Origin of the sequence: Streptomyces litchfieldiae (assembly GCF_031845365.1) — a bacterium.
Classification (GTDB): Bacteria; Actinomycetota; Actinomycetes; order Streptomycetales; family Streptomycetaceae; genus Streptomyces; species Streptomyces litchfieldiae.
This window is the reverse complement of the sequence record NZ_JAVREL010000003.1, coordinates 1-14,735: the sequence shown is the minus strand read 5'-3', so window position 1 is coordinate 14,735 and position 14,735 is coordinate 1. Positions and strand designations below refer to the sequence as shown.

Genomic DNA, 14,735 nt, shown 5'->3' with positions numbered 1-14,735 from the left:
TTGCACCGCGTGGCGAATCGGCCACGTTCGGTACGGCTCTCGCGTGCTGCCGTCGCCCAACCGGAGATCCGCCAGAACCGAGAACGATCGGCAGGTGACACCCATGACCACTCCACCGGAGCCCGCCCCCGACGACGGGGACGGCGAACGTGCGGACAGCGACGCCGAGGTGGAAGACCTCGGCGTCCAACTGGCCAGGTGGAAAACCCAAGTTGACGAGCACCTGAAGAACCTGGAGCGCACATGAACGGGACCGTCGAGCGGGACACGGCGACGATACGGTCCCCGAGGCCGGTCCTGACGGTCGCGGTAACGGTGATGTCGCGGTGAGCCACGGAGTGGGGGTGCTCGTATCGGTGGAGGTCGACGCGGGCACCGTTCAGCGCGGGGATCAACTCATGATCGGAGGCCAGGTGTTCACAGTGCGGGATATGACCGCCCTGGCTCCCGGCTGCAAGCGCCTCGACTTCGCGAGTGGCGAGAGCTTCGTGATGCGGCGGACCACGGTCCTCTGGGCCAGGCGCCGCGTTCGCCCGCACCGACGGGGGTTCCCCCGTACCGGGAACGCTGTCTACTACGGCCGGATCTGACCTCGTCCGCACAGTGGCTGCCGCACTGCGGCGACGTCAGCATCCGGTTCGCGCGGCTTTCGTTTCAGGAAGACGTCGGCACGGTCATCACGGCCAGGTCCAGCACACGGTGTAGGCCAGCTCGGGAAAGCCCTCCGGGTCGAATCTCGACCCGTTGGTTTGGCCGCAGTACTCAGTGGCGTCGTCGTAGTAGGCGTTTGCGCGCCTGGTGACCTGGACGATGTCGGCGCTGTCGCAGTCGGCGAACTCGAAGGAGCGGTCACCTTCCGTGCCGTACAGGTGCAGGCAATCACCCGGCTGCGCGTAGCCGATGTCCCCCCTGGGGTAGTTCATCGACAGGCACAGCACCACGTCGAGTTCCGGCCAGGCCTCCACCGTGAACGCGTGGCTGTAGCTGCCCGGCCGGGACCGGTCGCAGCCGGCGTCGTCATTCGTTCCCTCCAGGCGTTCCATGACGGTGAAGTCGGCCGCGGTGCAATCCTCCGGTATCCAGCGGTCGACGTCGTAGTCGTATTCCTCTACGCAGTCCCCCTCGCGTGCGTGGTAGACGTCGCTGTAGTGGCGGTAGGTCAGGCACAGCGTGATGTCGGGGTAGGCCGCGGCCAGGTCGCTGAGGGGCGTTCCGTCGCAAGCTGAGGCGTCGGCGGAGCCGTTGATGACCCGCAGGACCTCGAAGACCCCGGATTCGCACTCTGCCGACGTCAGCTCCACGTCCCGCAGGGTTCCCTCGTTCTCGAAGCAGTCGCCTTCCTCGGCGGTCCGGATCGCGTTGCTCGCTGTGCTCGCTGTGCTGGTCGTGTCGGCCGTACCGGCAGTTTCGGGGTCGTCGTCCGTTCCGGCCGCGACTGCGACGACGACGAGCGCGACGGCCAGCGAGGCTGCCAGGGCCGCGCTCACGGCAGTGGGGATCCGTCTGCGCGAGCCGGCCCCGCCACCGGGGCCGGTCCGCTGGGGGCCGGGACCCGAGGTCTGGGTGAGCGGCGCGGGGGTGGGTGCGGACATGACGGATGGGGGGATGTGCGGCACCGGGGGCGGTGCGTCGACGGTGTCGTCCGTGGTGGCGATGTGCCGGTGGACCTCGGCGCGCTGCCGTTCGGCCAGCCGGCGGACCTCCTCGGGCCAGGACGGAGATGCCTCGGCTTCGGGGCCGATGAGTTCCAGGAGCCGGGCCGGGGTGGGCCGTTGAGCCGGGTCCTTGGCCAGGCATGGCTCGATGATCCGGCGCAGCTGGTCCGGCACCGGGCCGAGGTCGGGCTCGGTGTGGACCACGTTGTAGAGGATCTGTGGGATGCCCGGCCCCTCGAACGGGTTCCTGCCGGTGCAGGCCACGAGCAGCATGACGCCCAGGGAGAATACGTCGGTGGCCGGTGTCAGCGGCTTCCCCGACGCCTGTTCGGGCGACATGAACCCCGGCGCGCCGATCACCGAGCCGACATGCGTGAGCGTGGTGGTCATGGTGTGGCGGCGGGTGGTCGACGCGCCTTCCGCCGCCCGGACGATACCGAAATCGATCACCTTCGGGCCGTCCTCGGCGAGCAGCACGTTGGAGGGCGACAGGTCACGGTGGACCAGCCCGGCCGCGTGAATGTCGCGCAGCGCCGCCGCCAGTCCGGCGGCCAGCCGCAGCACCGCGTCCTGCGGCAGGGCACCGGCTTCCTCCAGCACCACCCGCAGCGCGGGACCGTGTACGAACTCGGAGGCCAGCCAGGGGATGTCGGCCTCCAGGTCGGCGTGGACCACGGATGCGATGTGGCCGCCGGCCACCTTGCGGGTGGCCTCCACCTCACGGCGGAAGCGCCGGCGGAACCCGTCATCGGCGGCCAGGTGGGCGTGCACCATCTTGATCGCCACCAGACCGCCGTCCGCCCCCGTGGCCAGCAGCACGCGCCCCATGCCGCCCTCACCCAGCACGGCACGCGGCCGGTACAGCCCGAGTTCGCGTGGGTCGGACGCCGACAGCTGTTCCATATTTCTTCTCCCGATGTGGGCCTCCGCAGCCCCGCTCAGTCTGCGCTGACCCCGCATGGCAGAGCAACTCTCAACGCACGCCAACGAGTCGGGGAGGAGCGGGCGCGGTCTGGCGAACCAGCGGGCCCGCCGTGCCAGCCTCATCCCGGACCGCGCGGCCGCTCGTCGCGGGAGTGCCCGGGACGGCCGCGGCCGCGCCTGGCTCATCCGCCCGCCCGTGCCCGTGCGGTCACTGACCGGTCTTCACGCTCGGGCGATGGGTGAACGCGCCCGGGTAGGCGGCCGGGGTCATGCCGATCTGGCGGCTCAGGTGCTGGCGGAGCGACTCGCCGGAGCCGAGGCCACTGTGGCGGGCCACATGGTCGACGGTGAGATCGGTGGTCTCCAGCAACTCGCGGGCCCGCAACAACCTCTGCTGGAGCAGCCATTGGAACGGGGTCACACCCGTCTCGGCCGTGCAGCGGCGGGCCAGGGTCCGCACACTGACGTTGGCCTGACCGGCCAGGTCGTGCACAGTTTCCGCATGTCGTCGATGTCCGAGGTCAGTATCGCCACGGCCCCCGCTGACCGTTTCGAAGTGCCGCGTCACGCGGCGTCCGGCTCGGAGGTGCCGCCGGGCGCCCAGAAGATCCGGTCGCGAGCCTCGGACAGCTCCTCGGGAGTAAACGCTCCGTGCTGCTCCTGGAGGCGGCGCAGATCCTCGCCAAGGAGCTGGTGCCGGATCTGGCGCGCCACCGCCTCCGCGACATATCCGGAGACGTTGTCGGTCAGCTTCTTCAATTCGGCCACTTGCTCGGACGGGAGCGCAACGGTGATGCGTGTGGTCCCCGGACATGCGGGGAGCGTACCGCGATGCTTACCCCGGTCCGGCCCTGCTCAGGTGCCGGACCGGGGGCGGCTCAGCGTGTCAGCCAGAGGATGATCAGCGCCACGGCGCCGACCGCGAGGGGGGCCAGGATCTCGTAGCTCCAGCGGACCGTCACCGCGCCCTCCGGGGGCTCGCCCTCGCCGTGCCGCTCGGCCAGCTCGCGCAGCTCGGCCACCGCCACGTCGCCGGGGGCCGTGCGCTCGCCGCCGGGCTGCTGGGAGGCCGCGAGGCCGCCGCCGCCGAAGCCCAGGAGGCCGCCGCGCGGGGCCTTGCCCGAGGCCAGCTCCTCGTTGTGCCGGGTGGCGCGGGAGCGCTGGCGGAGGGAGACGGGGATGGCCCACATCTGGTACTTGGTGCCGCCCGCCAGGACCTCGCTGGAGTAGCTGGCCCGGATGCCCTCGACGGCGGTCCAGGGGAGGGTGATCGTCCGGAAAGGGTTTCGCACGCGCAGGCGCTCGTCCGAGGCGAAGACGGCCGGACGCAGAGTGAACGCGATGACCAGCGGCGCCACGAAGAGCAGCGCGAACACCGCGGTCACCGGGGCGCGGCCCTCGCCCCGGACGATCGCGTCACCGCCGAGCCACCCCGCCAGGCCGAGCAGGAGCACTCCTCCCGCCAGGGCGGACCCGGAGCGGTAGACGCGGTCGGCGTACTTCTGGGGCTCACTCATGCTTCCGATTCTGCCGGACGGCGACGCGAGCTCGCGCGGGCCTCTACCTCTGGGAGTGGATCGGGTCCTCGGAGGAGTCGTGGATCAGCTCCCCTCCGGCGTCGTATCCCTTGATCACCGGGCCGGCGTCCACCGCCTGCCCGGCTATGCCCGCGGCCCCTGCGCCGCACCCGGTGCCAGGAGCGATACGCCTTGGCCAGCGCGCTCTGCGCCACGTCCTCGGCCAGATGCTGGTCGCCCGTGAGCAGACAGGCCGTGCGCACCAGTGACGACCACCGGCCGCGCACATACGCCGGGAACGTCTCGCCGTCCTGAGCCGCGTCCCGGGTCGTGTCCTGAGTCCCCATTCGAGCACCCCCTCACCTCCCCGACCACCATCCCGCCGCAATCGGTTGCCCAGCCCCGCCCGGGAGTTTCCCGTTGTCCCCCTGGCAGGCGACTACGCGCGTAGATATGCTGATCTGGTGAGCATGCCATCCACAGCACCGGTGCTGCCCGTCGCGGACGTGACCGCGTCCGACGCCGCGCTGCGCCGTTTCCTGCACGGCCTGCCCGGGGTTGACGCGGTGGGGCTCGAAGCCCGCGCCGCCGCCCTGGGGACGCGTTCCATCAAGACGACGGCCAAGGCGTTCGCCATCGACCTGGCGATCTCCATGATCGACCTGACCACCCTGGAGGGCGCCGACACCCCCGGAAAGGTGCGGTCGCTGTGCGCGAAGGGCGCCGCGCCGGACCCGGGCGACCCGTCGGTGCCGAGAGTCGCCGCCATCTGCGTCTATTCCGACATGGCGCGCGTGGCCAAGGAGGCGCTGCGCGGCACCGGCATCGCGGTCGCGTCCGTCGCCACCGCGTTCCCGGCCGGCCGGGCCGCTCGTTCGGTGAAGCTCGCGGACACCCGTGAGGCCGTCGCGGCGGGCGCCGACGAGGTGGACATGGTCATCGACCGGGGCGCGTTCCTCTCCGGCCGCTACCTCCAGGTCTTCGAGGAGATCGTCGCCGTCAAGGAGGCCTGCGGGCCGGCGCATCTGAAGGTCATCCTGGAGAACGGCGAGCTGGCCACGTACGACGCGATCCGCCGCGCCTCCTGGCTGGCGATGCTGGCCGGGGCCGACTTCATCAAGACGTCCACCGGCAAGGTCGGCGTCAACGCCACCCCGGCGAACACTCTGCTCATGCTCGAAGCGGTCCGCGACTTCCGCGCCGCGACCGGCCGCCAGGTGGGCGTCAAGCCGGCCGGCGGCATCCGCACCAGCAAGGACGCGCTGAAGTACCTGGTCCTGGTGAACGAGACGGCCGGGGACGACTGGCTGGACCCGGCCTGGTTCCGGTTCGGCGCCTCCAGCCTGCTGAACGATCTGCTGATGCAGCGTCAGAAGCTCGCCACCGGACGCTACTCCGGCCCCGACTACGTAACGGTGGACTGAAGGCCCCATGAGCGCGATGAAGTTCGAGTACGCACCCGCACCCGAGTCCCGTTCCACCGCCGAGATCGCCCCGTCCCACGGCCTGTTCATCGACGGCGAGTTCCGTCCGGGGGCGGAGGGTCGCGCGTTCAAGACGGTCGCCCCCGCCACCGAGGAGGTCCTCTCCGAGGTCGCGCACGCCACCGCCGAGGACGTGGACGCGGCGGTGGCCGCCGCCCGCGCCGCGTTCCCCGCCTGGTCGGGGCTGCCCGGCGCCGAGCGCGCCAAGTACCTCTTCCGGATCGCGCGGCTGATCCAGGAGCGCTCCCGCGAGCTGGCCGTTCTGGAGTCGCTGGACAACGGCAAGCCGATCCGCGAGTCGCGCGACGTCGATCTCCCCCTGGTCGCCGCGCACTTCTTCTACTACGCGGGCTGGGCGGACAAGCTGGCGCATGCCGGTTACGGCCCCGATCCGCGCCCGCTGGGCGTGGCCGGCCAGGTCATCCCGTGGAACTTCCCGCTGCTGATGCTCGCCTGGAAGATCGCCCCGGCGCTGGCCACGGGCAACACCGTGGTCCTCAAGCCCGCCGAGACGACGCCGCTGACCGCGCTGCGCTTCGCCGAGATCTGCCGCCAGGCGTCGCTGCCGCCCGGCGTCGTCAACATCGTGACGGGCGACGGCACCACGGGCGCCGCGCTGGTCGGCCACCCGGGCGTCGACAAGGTCGCGTTCACCGGCTCCACCGAGGTCGGCCGGGGCATCGCCCGCGCGGTGGCGGGCACCCGGAAGAAGCTCACGCTCGAACTGGGCGGCAAGGCGGCGAACATCGTCTTCGACGACGCGCCCGTCGACCAGGCCGTCGAGGGCGTGGTCAACGGGATCTTCTTCAACCAGGGCCATGTCTGCTGCGCGGGCTCCCGGCTCCTGGTCCAGGAGTCGGTGGCGGACGAGCTGCTGGACGCGCTGAAGCGCCGCATGGCCACCCTGCGCGTGGGCGACCCCCTGGACAAGAACACCGACATCGGCGCGATCAACTCGCCCGAGCAGCTCGTTCGCATCCGCGACCTGGCGGACGCGGGAGTGGCGGAGGGTGCCGAACGGTGGTCTCCCGCCTGCGAGTTGCCGACCTCGGGGTACTGGTTCCCGCCGACCGTCTTCACCGGCGTGAGCCAGGCGCACCGCATCGCGCGCGAGGAGATCTTCGGCCCGGTGCTGTCGGTGCTGACGTTCCGCACGCCGGAGGAGGCGGTGGCCAAGGCGAACAACACGCCCTACGGCCTGTCCGCCGGCATCTGGACGGAGAAGGGCTCGCGCATCCTGTGGATGGCCAGCCGCCTGCGGGCCGGCGTCATCTGGTCCAACACGTTCAACAAGTTCGACCCCACGTCCCCGTTCGGCGGTTATCAGGAGTCGGGCTACGGCCGCGAGGGCGGCCGGCACGGTCTGGAGGCCTACCTCGATGTCTGAAGCTCCGCGCGGCGCGACGCCACTTGACGTTCTCAAAACCTACAAGCTGTTCATCGGGGGCGCGTTCCCGCGCTCGGAGAGCGGACGGGTGTACGAGGTGACCGACTCGCAGGGCCGCTGGCTGGCCAACGCGCCGCGCGCCTCCCGCAAGGACGCGCGCGACGCGGTGGCCGCCGCGCGCAAGGCGTTCCCGCGCTGGTCGGGCGCGACCGCGTACAACCGGGGCCAGATCCTGTACCGGGTCGCGGAGATGCTCCAGGGCCGCCGGGAGCAGTTCCGGGCCGAGGTCGCGGCGGCCGAGGGGCGGTCGAAGGCCGAGGCGCGCGCGGTGGTGGACGCGGCGATCGACCGCTGGGTCTGGTACGCGGGCTGGACGGACAAGGTCGCGCAGGTCGCCGGCGCGGCCAACCCGGTGGCGGGCCCGTACTTCAACCTCTCCACCCCCGAGCCGACCGGTGTGGTCGCCGTGCTGGCGCCGCAGGAGTCCGGGCTGCTCGGGCTGGTGTCCGTGCTGGCGCCGGTGACCGCGACCGGCAACACGGCGGTGGTGGTCACGAGTGAACGCGCGCCCCTGCCCGCGCTGTCGCTGGCGGAGGTGCTGGCGACGTCCGATGTGCCGGGCGGTGTCGTGAACGTTCTCTCCGGCCGGACCGCGGAGCTCGGCCCGCCGCTGGCCGCCCACCAGGACGTCAACGCCATCGACCTCACGGGGGCGGAAAGCCCCGAGCTGGCCGCGGAGTTGGAGGCCACGGCGGCGGAGAACCTCAAGCGGGTACGGCGTCCGCGCCCCGGGGAGGCAGAGGACTGGCACGCCGATCCCGGGACGTCGCGGCTGCTGGCGTTCCTGGAGACGAAGACGGTGTGGCACCCGATGGGGCTGTGAGCTCCGGCCGGGGGCGGGCGATCAGCGCGCAGGCCGCCAACGCCGTCGCCGCCGCGAGGAGATGGGCGAGGTGCAGGGGGAGCGCGCCGACGGTGAGGGAGCCGAGGCCGAAGCCGGTGCCCTGGATGACGAACGCCACCGAGAAGCCCTCGGCGCGGCGTTCGGCCGGCAGCAGCCGCTGGAGCGAGACGGAGGCGGTGGTCAGCAACGGGCCGGTGCAGGCGCCGACCAGCACGACGGCGGCGAGCAGCCCGGGCCAGCCCCCGGTGCCGGCCGCCAGGAAGAGGGAGCCGGCGGCGAAGCAGCCGAGGAACGCGATGGCCCCGGCCCGGCGCGGACGGCCGCGCCAGGCGAACAGGGCGCTGCCGGCGATGCTCGCCCCGCACAGCGCCGCCAGCACGACCGCCGCGCCGGCCGGGCCCGCGCCCAGGCGCCCGGCCAGCGGCAGCGGGGCGACCTCGACGGTGGACAGGACGTGCCCGATGGCGAAGTTGCAGCCGAACCAGGGAACGGCCCGCCGCAGCGGGAGCGGGGGCCGTTCGCCCTTCCGTTCGCGGCGCGGCGGGGGCGCGTCGAGCGGCAGCGTGGCCATCAGCGCGGCGGACGCCGCGTAGGCGCCGGCCATCACCAGCAGCGGCAGCAGGGCGCCTGCCGGCGTCAGAACGGCGACCAGCACCGGTCCGGCCACCAGGATCGCGTCGACGAGCATCGCGTCCACCGCGACCGCCCGCACGATGCGTGCCTCGTCCACCGCGCCCGCGAGCAGGCTGCGGAATCCGCCGGACAGCCCGCCCGCGATCAGCCCCGGCGCGGCGACGAGCGCGAGCAGCGCGAGGGGCGGCGCCCCGGCGCGCGCGGCGGCGGTCAGCGCGGCGAACGCGGCGGCGGCGCAGCACGCCAGCAGCGTCACGCCGCGCGCGGCGCCGAGCCGGTCGAGCAGCCGGCCGGTGGGCACGGCGCCGAGGGTCTGGGCGACCACGAACACGGACATCATCAGGGCGCCCAGCCGGTAGGAGCCGGTGGTCGTCACGGTCAGTGTGGTGAAGGCCAGCGGGGCCATGGCGGCCGGCAGCCGGCCGGCCTGCGCGCCGGCCGACCAGTGCAGGTAGGCGCGGTCGCGCGCCAGGGTCGGGGAGGTCATGGACACCACTCTTCGCCGGACGGGCGCGGGCGCATACTGATTCGGCAATACCCGAATCACCGGGCGCCGAAGGGAGGCGCGGCCCATGATCGAGCTGGTCCTCACCCCGGGCAGCACCCACCGGATCCGGTTCGCCGTCTCGCCGCTGGACGAGACGATGGCGGCCGTTCAAGTGCTGCTCGGCCTGCGCGGCCACCCCGCGCACGCCCCCTGGCGGGCCGAGGTCGCCGCGACCGCCCGCGAGCTGCCGATCACCGAGCTGCGGCAAGTACTCAGCGGCGCCTCGTACATCACCGACTTCCTCGGCCCGCCGCCCACCGGGCCGGAGACGACGGCGGAGGCACAGCTCGCCGAGGTGCGGCGCACGCCACCCGCACAGGTCGCAGCCGAACTCTCCCTGGTGGACGCCGACTTGACCGGCCTCCCCGAGGACCCGGCGACGGCCCGCGATCTGCTGGCCGACCAGATGGAACTGGCCTGGTCGCATCTCGTCGCCCCGTTCTGGCCGCGACTGCGCGACCTGCTCGCCGCCGACATCACCTACCGGGCACACCGGCTGGCCGTGGGCGGCATCGCGGAGGCGCTCGGCGATCTGCACACCCGGGTCCGGCTGGTGAACGACGCCCTGGTGGTGCGCAGCGCGACCCGGTCCCGCACGGTGCTGGACGAACGCGGGCTGCTGTTCGTGCCCAGCGCCTTCGCGTGGCCGCGGATCGGCGTGATCGTGGTGCCGCCTTGGCAGCCGGCCCTGCTGTATCCGGCGCGCGGCGTCGGCTCGTTGTGGTCCCGCGAGGGCACCACCGAGGACCGCCGGCTGGCGGCCGTGGTGGGCCGCACCAAGGCGCTGCTGCTCGCCGCGCTGGACGAACCGGCGAGCACGACGGCACTGGCCCGCCGCCTGGACCTGTCCCCGGGCACGGTGTCGGAGCACCTGACGGCACTGCGGGAGGCGGGAATCCTCACCGCCGACCGGAACGGCCGCACGGTGCTCTACCGCCGCACGTCCCTGGCCGACGCCCTGCTGGGCGCGCGCCAGCCGTAACGCCCCGGATCGTCAGGCCCGCGGGTCCGTCAGATGGCCCGCGATTCGCTCGCGGGTGGTGACCGCCCGGGGGTCGTCGTACCCGGCCAGGAGCCGCAGGGCCTCGGCCCAGTGCTCGCGGGCCCGGTCCGGGCGCTCGTCGCGAAGAGCGCGCGCGAGGTCGTCGCGGGCCAGGGCCTCGTGCCAGGGATCGCCGAGGTCGTGGAAGGCGGCCGCGGCTTGGCGGTGGAAGTCGGCGGCTTCCTCGGGACGTTGGAGGGCGTAGTAGGTGCGGCCCGCGCCAAGCCAGGCCAGCGCTTCCCGGCTGCGGTTCCGCAGGCGGCGGTGGAGGGCGGCGGAGCGCTGGTAGGAATCCAGCGCCTCGGCGTAACGGCCGAGAAGGAGCTGGGCGTTGCCGAGGCTGATGAGGCGGATGGCCTCCGTGAACTGGTTGCGCAGGCTCAGGGCGATGTCCACCGCCTCCTGCGCACTGGACAACGCCTCCTCGGCTTGGCCGCGTTCGGCCTGAATGTCGCTCAGGGTACGCAGGATGTTTCCTTGGCTCCCCCGGTTGCCGGCTGCTCGCTGGCTCACGAGGGCACCACGGCCGGTCTCCTCTGCCTCGGCGAGTCGACCGGCGCGGTAATGGGTCTCGGCGAGATTGGCGAGCGCCACCGCCTCGAAGTGGGCGGCGCCAATGTCCCGGTAGATGGCAATGGCCTGCTCGAAGTATTCGCGTGCTGCGGTCAGTTGGCGGCGGTGGAGGTGCGTGAGGCCGAGCAGGTTGAGCGAGTTCGCCTCGCCGTCCCGGTCGCCGAGCTCGCGCCGGATGATCAGGGCACCTTCGTGGCACTCCTGGCTCTCGGCCAGCCTGTTGAGCCGGGTATGGCTCATGCCAAGGTCTTCCAACAGGGCGGCTTCCGCAGCCCGTTCACCCAGGCGCCGGGCCGCCGCCAGACCAATGCGGCCCGCTTCGAACCAGTCCAGGGCGGAGGCCGAGGGCGCCTGTGCGTTCCAGAGGACGGCCGGCAACTGAGCGGCGTAGCGGTCGAGCCCTTCGGCCTGCGCTGTCTTCACGGCGGCCAAGAGGTTGGTGTGCTCGCGCTCGGCCCAGCTCACGGCAGCGTCATAGTCCGGAAAGGACAGGGGCGTTACGGTCCCGTCGGGCGGAACGAGCGGCTGATGCGCCTCGTTCGGTTCGAGCCAGCTCTGCGCGGCGTCGGCAGTGTGCAGATACCAGTCGAGAACGCGGCACAGCGCCGCCTCACGCTGGGCGGCGGGCTCTTCGAGACGGGCCTGGTCGGTGGCGAAGGCACGGAGCAGATCGTGGAACTCATACCGGTCGGGACCCGTCTGCTCCAGCAGATGGGCGCCCACCAGCATGTCCAGAAGCTGACGCGTACGGCCGACACCCGCGCCGGCGAGGGTGGCGGCCACATGGAGACCGAACTCCGGCCCGGGATGGAGTCCCAAGAGCCGGAAGAGGCGGGCCGCATCCGTCGGCAGAGCGCGGTAGGACCAGGCAAAGACGGTGCGGACACCATCCGCTTCGTCCTCATGACTGGCACTGAGGGCATCCCAGAGAGCGGTCTCGTCGCGCAGCTCGGCGATCAAGTCCTCAAGCCTCAAATGCGGGTGAGTAGCGGCGCGTTCGGCGGCGATGCGCAAGGCCAGCGGCAGACGCGCACACAGGCGAGCCAGCTCGGAGAGCTTGCCCGCGTCATCCTCCGGTCGGTATCCGGCGGTGACGGCGCGCAACAGAGCGACTGCCTCCGGCTCGGGAAGTGTCCCCAGAGTCAGGCGCTGGGCGCCATCGCGTATCGCCAGGCCGGAGAGCCGACTGCGACTGGTCACCACGGCCAGACACCCCGGGCTGCCGGGCAGCAGCGGACGGACTTGCGCGGCGGTGGCCGCGTTGTCCAGAACGATCAGCGTCCGGCGGTCGGCCAGCAGAGAACGGTAGAGCGCGGCGGCGGCGTCCAGATCCTCGGGCACGGAGGCAGCAGGCACGCCGAGGGCGGTGAGGAAACGGTGCAGGGCTTCCTGAGGGGTGACCGGGTCGGCCGGGTCGTAGCCCCGCAGGTTGACGTAGAGCTGCCCGTCCGGGAAGCGTCCCTGTACCTGATGGGCCCAGCGCAACGCGAGAGAGGTCTTGCCTGCACCTGCCGTACCCGCGATGACGCAGACGGAGACGACGAACGGGTCGCCTTCCGCATCGGGCAGGATGGCGTTCAGCCGGTCCAGTTCCTCGGTCCGATTGACAAAGCCCCTGACATCTCCTGGCAGTTGCCGGGGTTTGAGAAACCGGGAATCGTCCCCACCGTGGAAGTGGATCCCGCCACTGACATGACCCGCCTGCACCACATCGCGCGAGGACCCCGACAGCTCGGAACGCGTGCCGCCGGGGCGCTCCTCTTCGCCCTTGCGCTCGTTGATCGTCTACTCCGTAATCAGTTGTGGCGGGGGCAGGGGGGCCACCTCGCGCTCGAAATAGGAGGCGATGTCCTCCCCGCCTTCGAAAAGCGTTCTGATGAAGTCCTCCCAGCCCCGCACGAGATCGGGCTCGGTGAAACGGATGCCACCGTCCGGGACGCCCGCGTCGGTATAGACCACCTCATAGAGCGTCTGGCCGCCGAGGACGACCACCTCGGGGAGCAGCCCATCGATTTCCAGGGCGCTCACGTGCGCGGCATCGATGACTCTGATGATTTCGTCGTACTCGGCCTTCATGCGCAGGGAATGCAGTTCCCACTGAAGGTAGGGCGTGAGCGGCTGTTCCGTGACCCGAACCCGGTGGAAGACGGTGCGCTGCCGCTGGTCCTGCTCCGCGGCTTTCCGCAGACTCTCGCGCCTGTCCTCCAACAGTCGGAGCGCCCCGTCCCAGTCGCCCCGGCCAAGTGCGGCCCGGCTGGGGCTTTTTTGTTCAACGAAATGCTGACGCCGCTCGAACTTCCAGGAGTCGCGCTCATAGATCTGCGCGTAGCGCTGCCAGAAGTCGGCCGAATAGTCGGCCCAACTGAGCCTCTCTCCCCGGGCACGGTCAAGGGGAGGAGCATAGAGATCAGGCATCCGGGATATCCGCTTTCGCCGCACTGAGCATATTGCCGGGAAGGACGACCAGCCGCTCGTCCGCGGCCAGCGTCACACCTTCTGGAAGGCGCGCGCGGTACGCTGCGGTGAGGTCACGTCCGATGACAGCTATATCGCCATTGTCCAGCTGCCAGATGTCCGGGCAGTCGTTCTTGTCCTCCGAATTACCCAGCTCCTTGGCGGACTTCCCCAGCCGCCGCGCGAATAACGCGGAAGGATCGGCTTCCCAGGGACGGCTCATGGCGTCCTCCACTCGACACTACCCAGCGATGGCTACTCACTGTAGGGGTGCCGATCACACGCCACAACCATCGAACCAGCCAACGCGGCACGTGCTCGGACCTGGGGGGCGTGATGCCATCGACGCACTCCCCCGCCACGCAACTACCCTCCGTAGCATCTTAGTCGCCCTATGCGGCTAAGATGAACGCGCTGTGCTCAACGGGCGACGGATAGGGGAGGACAGATGCGATTCGAACCTGGGGAGTTGACGCCGGACCGCTCCATGCGGCACTTCTACGGCGCCGACCTGCGGCGTCACCGACTGAACGCCGACATGTCACTCGTCAAGCTGGCGGGTGAGGTGCCGTGCAGCAAGAGCCAGTTGGCGAGGATCGAGGCCGGGGAGTCGATAGTTCCACCCGGCCTGTCGGAGGAGTTCGACCGGTTCTTCGGCACAGGGGACCACTTCGCCGCCCTCTACCGCCTGGTTCTCCGCGAAATCCATCCCGATCAGTTCAAGCACTACATGCGCCTGGCCGAGCGGGCGGAGTCCATGGCCCACTACGCGGGCCATGTGGTCTGGGGACTGCTTCAGACCGAGGCGTATGCCCGAGCTCACTTTCGCTGCGACGAGGACGCCACCGATGAGGAGTTGGAGGAACGGCTGGCCGCCCGGATAGCCCGATAGGAGCGACTCAAGTCGATAGATCCGCCGCGCCTGTGGATGATTTTGGACGAGGCCGTGCTCCGCCGTCCGGTGGGCGGTCCGGAGGTGATGCATGAGCAACTGACCCGGCTGCTGCCCCTGACCGACACCAACCGCTCCAAGATTCAGGTTCTCCCGTTTCGGCACGGCGCGCATGCCTTGCTCAACGGAACAATGAGCATCCTGAAGCTGCCGGATGGCACGTCCGTGGCCTGGGAGGAAGGGCGGACCAACGGCCACTACTTCGAGGAGTTCGAGGAGGTTGCCGCGCGACAGAGACTCTACGATGCGGCACGGGCATACGCCCTCTCTCCAGCCGAAACGGCTGATTTCACCCAACAGTTGATGGAGGAATACCAGTCGTGACTGCCACTGGACCAGCCGTGACGCGCTGGCGCAAGTCCAGCTACAGCGCCATCAACGGTGGCGACTGCCTGGAGGTCGCCGATGACCACCCCGGAGTAGTTCCCGTCCGCGACAGCAAGAACACCGGCCCCATCCTTCTTGTGCCCACCAACGCCTGGCAGGCGTTCGTGGAGCACGTCAGGGGCTGACCGGCCCGGATCGGGCAGCGGATGAGCACAGCAGCGGCGTTCGCCCAACAAAAAACGCGGGGCCCGGCCGAACCCCCCGGTCGACCGAACCCCGCGTCCCCCTTCCCCCGTGGTCCCCCCGCGTCCCCCGTTTCCCCCCACTCCCCCGTTC

Annotated in this window: 14 protein-coding genes and 2 pseudogenes; 7 read left to right on the top strand and 9 right to left on the bottom strand. The window is 70.9% G+C overall.

Going from position 1 to position 14,735, the window contains the following annotated elements:
* The first annotated feature begins 103 nt into the window (after positions 1-103).
* Positions 104-247: a hypothetical protein gene (locus RM590_RS06560; RefSeq protein ID WP_311703431.1), complete on the top strand. Its 144-nt coding sequence runs from the start codon at positions 104-106 to the stop codon at positions 245-247.
* A 430-nt stretch (positions 248-677) separates the two neighbouring features.
* Here RM590_RS06560 and RM590_RS06555 read toward each other — a convergent pair whose 3' ends face one another.
* From RM590_RS06555 to RM590_RS06535, 5 genes and pseudogenes are all read right to left on the bottom strand, one after another.
* Positions 678-2,558: a serine/threonine-protein kinase gene (locus RM590_RS06555; RefSeq protein WP_311703430.1), complete on the bottom strand. Its 1,881-nt coding sequence runs from the start codon at positions 2,556-2,558 to the stop codon at positions 678-680.
* 229 nt (positions 2,559-2,787) lie between these two features.
* The gene (locus RM590_RS06550; RefSeq protein WP_394813809.1) at positions 2,788-3,072 is read right to left on the bottom strand and encodes a helix-turn-helix domain-containing protein; all 285 of its coding nucleotides are present in this window, start codon (positions 3,070-3,072) and stop codon (positions 2,788-2,790) included.
* A 71-nt stretch (positions 3,073-3,143) separates the two neighbouring features.
* On the bottom strand, positions 3,144-3,374 hold the full coding sequence (locus RM590_RS06545) for a hypothetical protein (RefSeq protein WP_311703818.1): 231 nt from the start codon (positions 3,372-3,374) through the stop codon (positions 3,144-3,146).
* 83 nt (positions 3,375-3,457) lie between these two features.
* The gene (locus RM590_RS06540; protein WP_311703429.1) at positions 3,458-4,096 is read right to left on the bottom strand and encodes a PH domain-containing protein; all 639 of its coding nucleotides are present in this window, start codon (positions 4,094-4,096) and stop codon (positions 3,458-3,460) included.
* 161 nt (positions 4,097-4,257) lie between these two features.
* Positions 4,258-4,443 (bottom strand): annotated as a pseudogene (locus RM590_RS06535) (sigma factor); the annotation flags it as partial.
* A 123-nt stretch (positions 4,444-4,566) separates the two neighbouring features.
* Here RM590_RS06535 and deoC point away from each other — a divergent pair.
* Genes deoC through RM590_RS06520 form a run of 3 tightly spaced genes read left to right on the top strand, consistent with a single transcriptional unit; the run spans position 4,567 to position 7,850 of the window.
* Positions 4,567-5,520: a deoxyribose-phosphate aldolase gene (gene deoC / locus RM590_RS06530; protein WP_311703817.1), complete on the top strand. Its 954-nt coding sequence runs from the start codon at positions 4,567-4,569 to the stop codon at positions 5,518-5,520.
* 16 nt (positions 5,521-5,536) lie between these two features.
* A complete protein-coding gene (locus RM590_RS06525) occupies positions 5,537-6,967 on the top strand; it encodes an aldehyde dehydrogenase family protein (RefSeq protein WP_311703816.1) in 1,431 nt (476 codons plus the stop codon).
* Positions 6,960-7,850, top strand: coding sequence for an aldehyde dehydrogenase family protein (locus RM590_RS06520; RefSeq protein ID WP_311703428.1), 891 nt, complete (start codon positions 6,960-6,962; stop codon positions 7,848-7,850). Before RM590_RS06525 ends, RM590_RS06520 begins: the two co-directional genes overlap by 8 nt.
* Here the strand turns inward: RM590_RS06520 and RM590_RS06515 are convergent.
* Positions 7,732-8,991 carry an MFS transporter gene (locus tag RM590_RS06515; protein WP_311703427.1) on the bottom strand — a complete coding sequence of 420 codons (1,260 nt, stop codon included), beginning with the start codon at positions 8,989-8,991 and terminating at the stop codon, positions 7,732-7,734. The two genes, RM590_RS06520 and RM590_RS06515, sit on opposite strands and share 119 nt — an antisense overlap.
* 85 nt (positions 8,992-9,076) lie before the next feature.
* Here RM590_RS06515 and RM590_RS06510 point away from each other — a divergent pair, with 85 nt between their 5' ends.
* Positions 9,077-10,033, top strand: a complete 957-nt coding sequence (locus tag RM590_RS06510) for a DUF5937 family protein (RefSeq protein ID WP_311703426.1) — start codon at positions 9,077-9,079, stop codon at positions 10,031-10,033.
* 12 nt (positions 10,034-10,045) lie between these two features.
* On the opposite strand, the gene RM590_RS06505 is transcribed toward RM590_RS06510, so the two are convergent.
* The 3 genes from RM590_RS06505 to RM590_RS06495 all read right to left on the bottom strand — a co-directional run bounded on the left by RM590_RS06505 (position 10,046) and on the right by RM590_RS06495 (position 13,343).
* Positions 10,046-12,376, bottom strand: a complete 2,331-nt coding sequence (locus RM590_RS06505) for an ATP-binding protein (protein ID WP_311703425.1) — start codon at positions 12,374-12,376, stop codon at positions 10,046-10,048.
* 75 nt (positions 12,377-12,451) lie between these two features.
* A complete protein-coding gene (locus RM590_RS06500) occupies positions 12,452-13,081 on the bottom strand; it encodes a DUF6879 family protein (RefSeq protein ID WP_311703424.1) in 630 nt (209 codons plus the stop codon).
* Complete coding sequence (locus RM590_RS06495) at positions 13,074-13,343, bottom strand: hypothetical protein (RefSeq protein WP_311703423.1); 270 nt, start codon at positions 13,341-13,343, stop codon at positions 13,074-13,076. The genes RM590_RS06500 and RM590_RS06495 overlap by 8 nt, the downstream gene beginning before the upstream one ends.
* A gap of 225 nt (positions 13,344-13,568) precedes the next feature.
* Between RM590_RS06495 and RM590_RS06490 the strand changes: the two are divergent.
* Positions 13,569-14,396 (top strand): annotated as a pseudogene (locus RM590_RS06490) (helix-turn-helix domain-containing protein).
* Positions 14,393-14,584 carry a DUF397 domain-containing protein gene (locus tag RM590_RS06485; protein ID WP_311703422.1) on the top strand — a complete coding sequence of 64 codons (192 nt, stop codon included), beginning with the start codon at positions 14,393-14,395 and terminating at the stop codon, positions 14,582-14,584. The pseudogene RM590_RS06490 and the gene RM590_RS06485 overlap by 4 nt, the downstream one beginning before the upstream one ends.
* Positions 14,585-14,735: the final 151 nt, after the last annotated feature.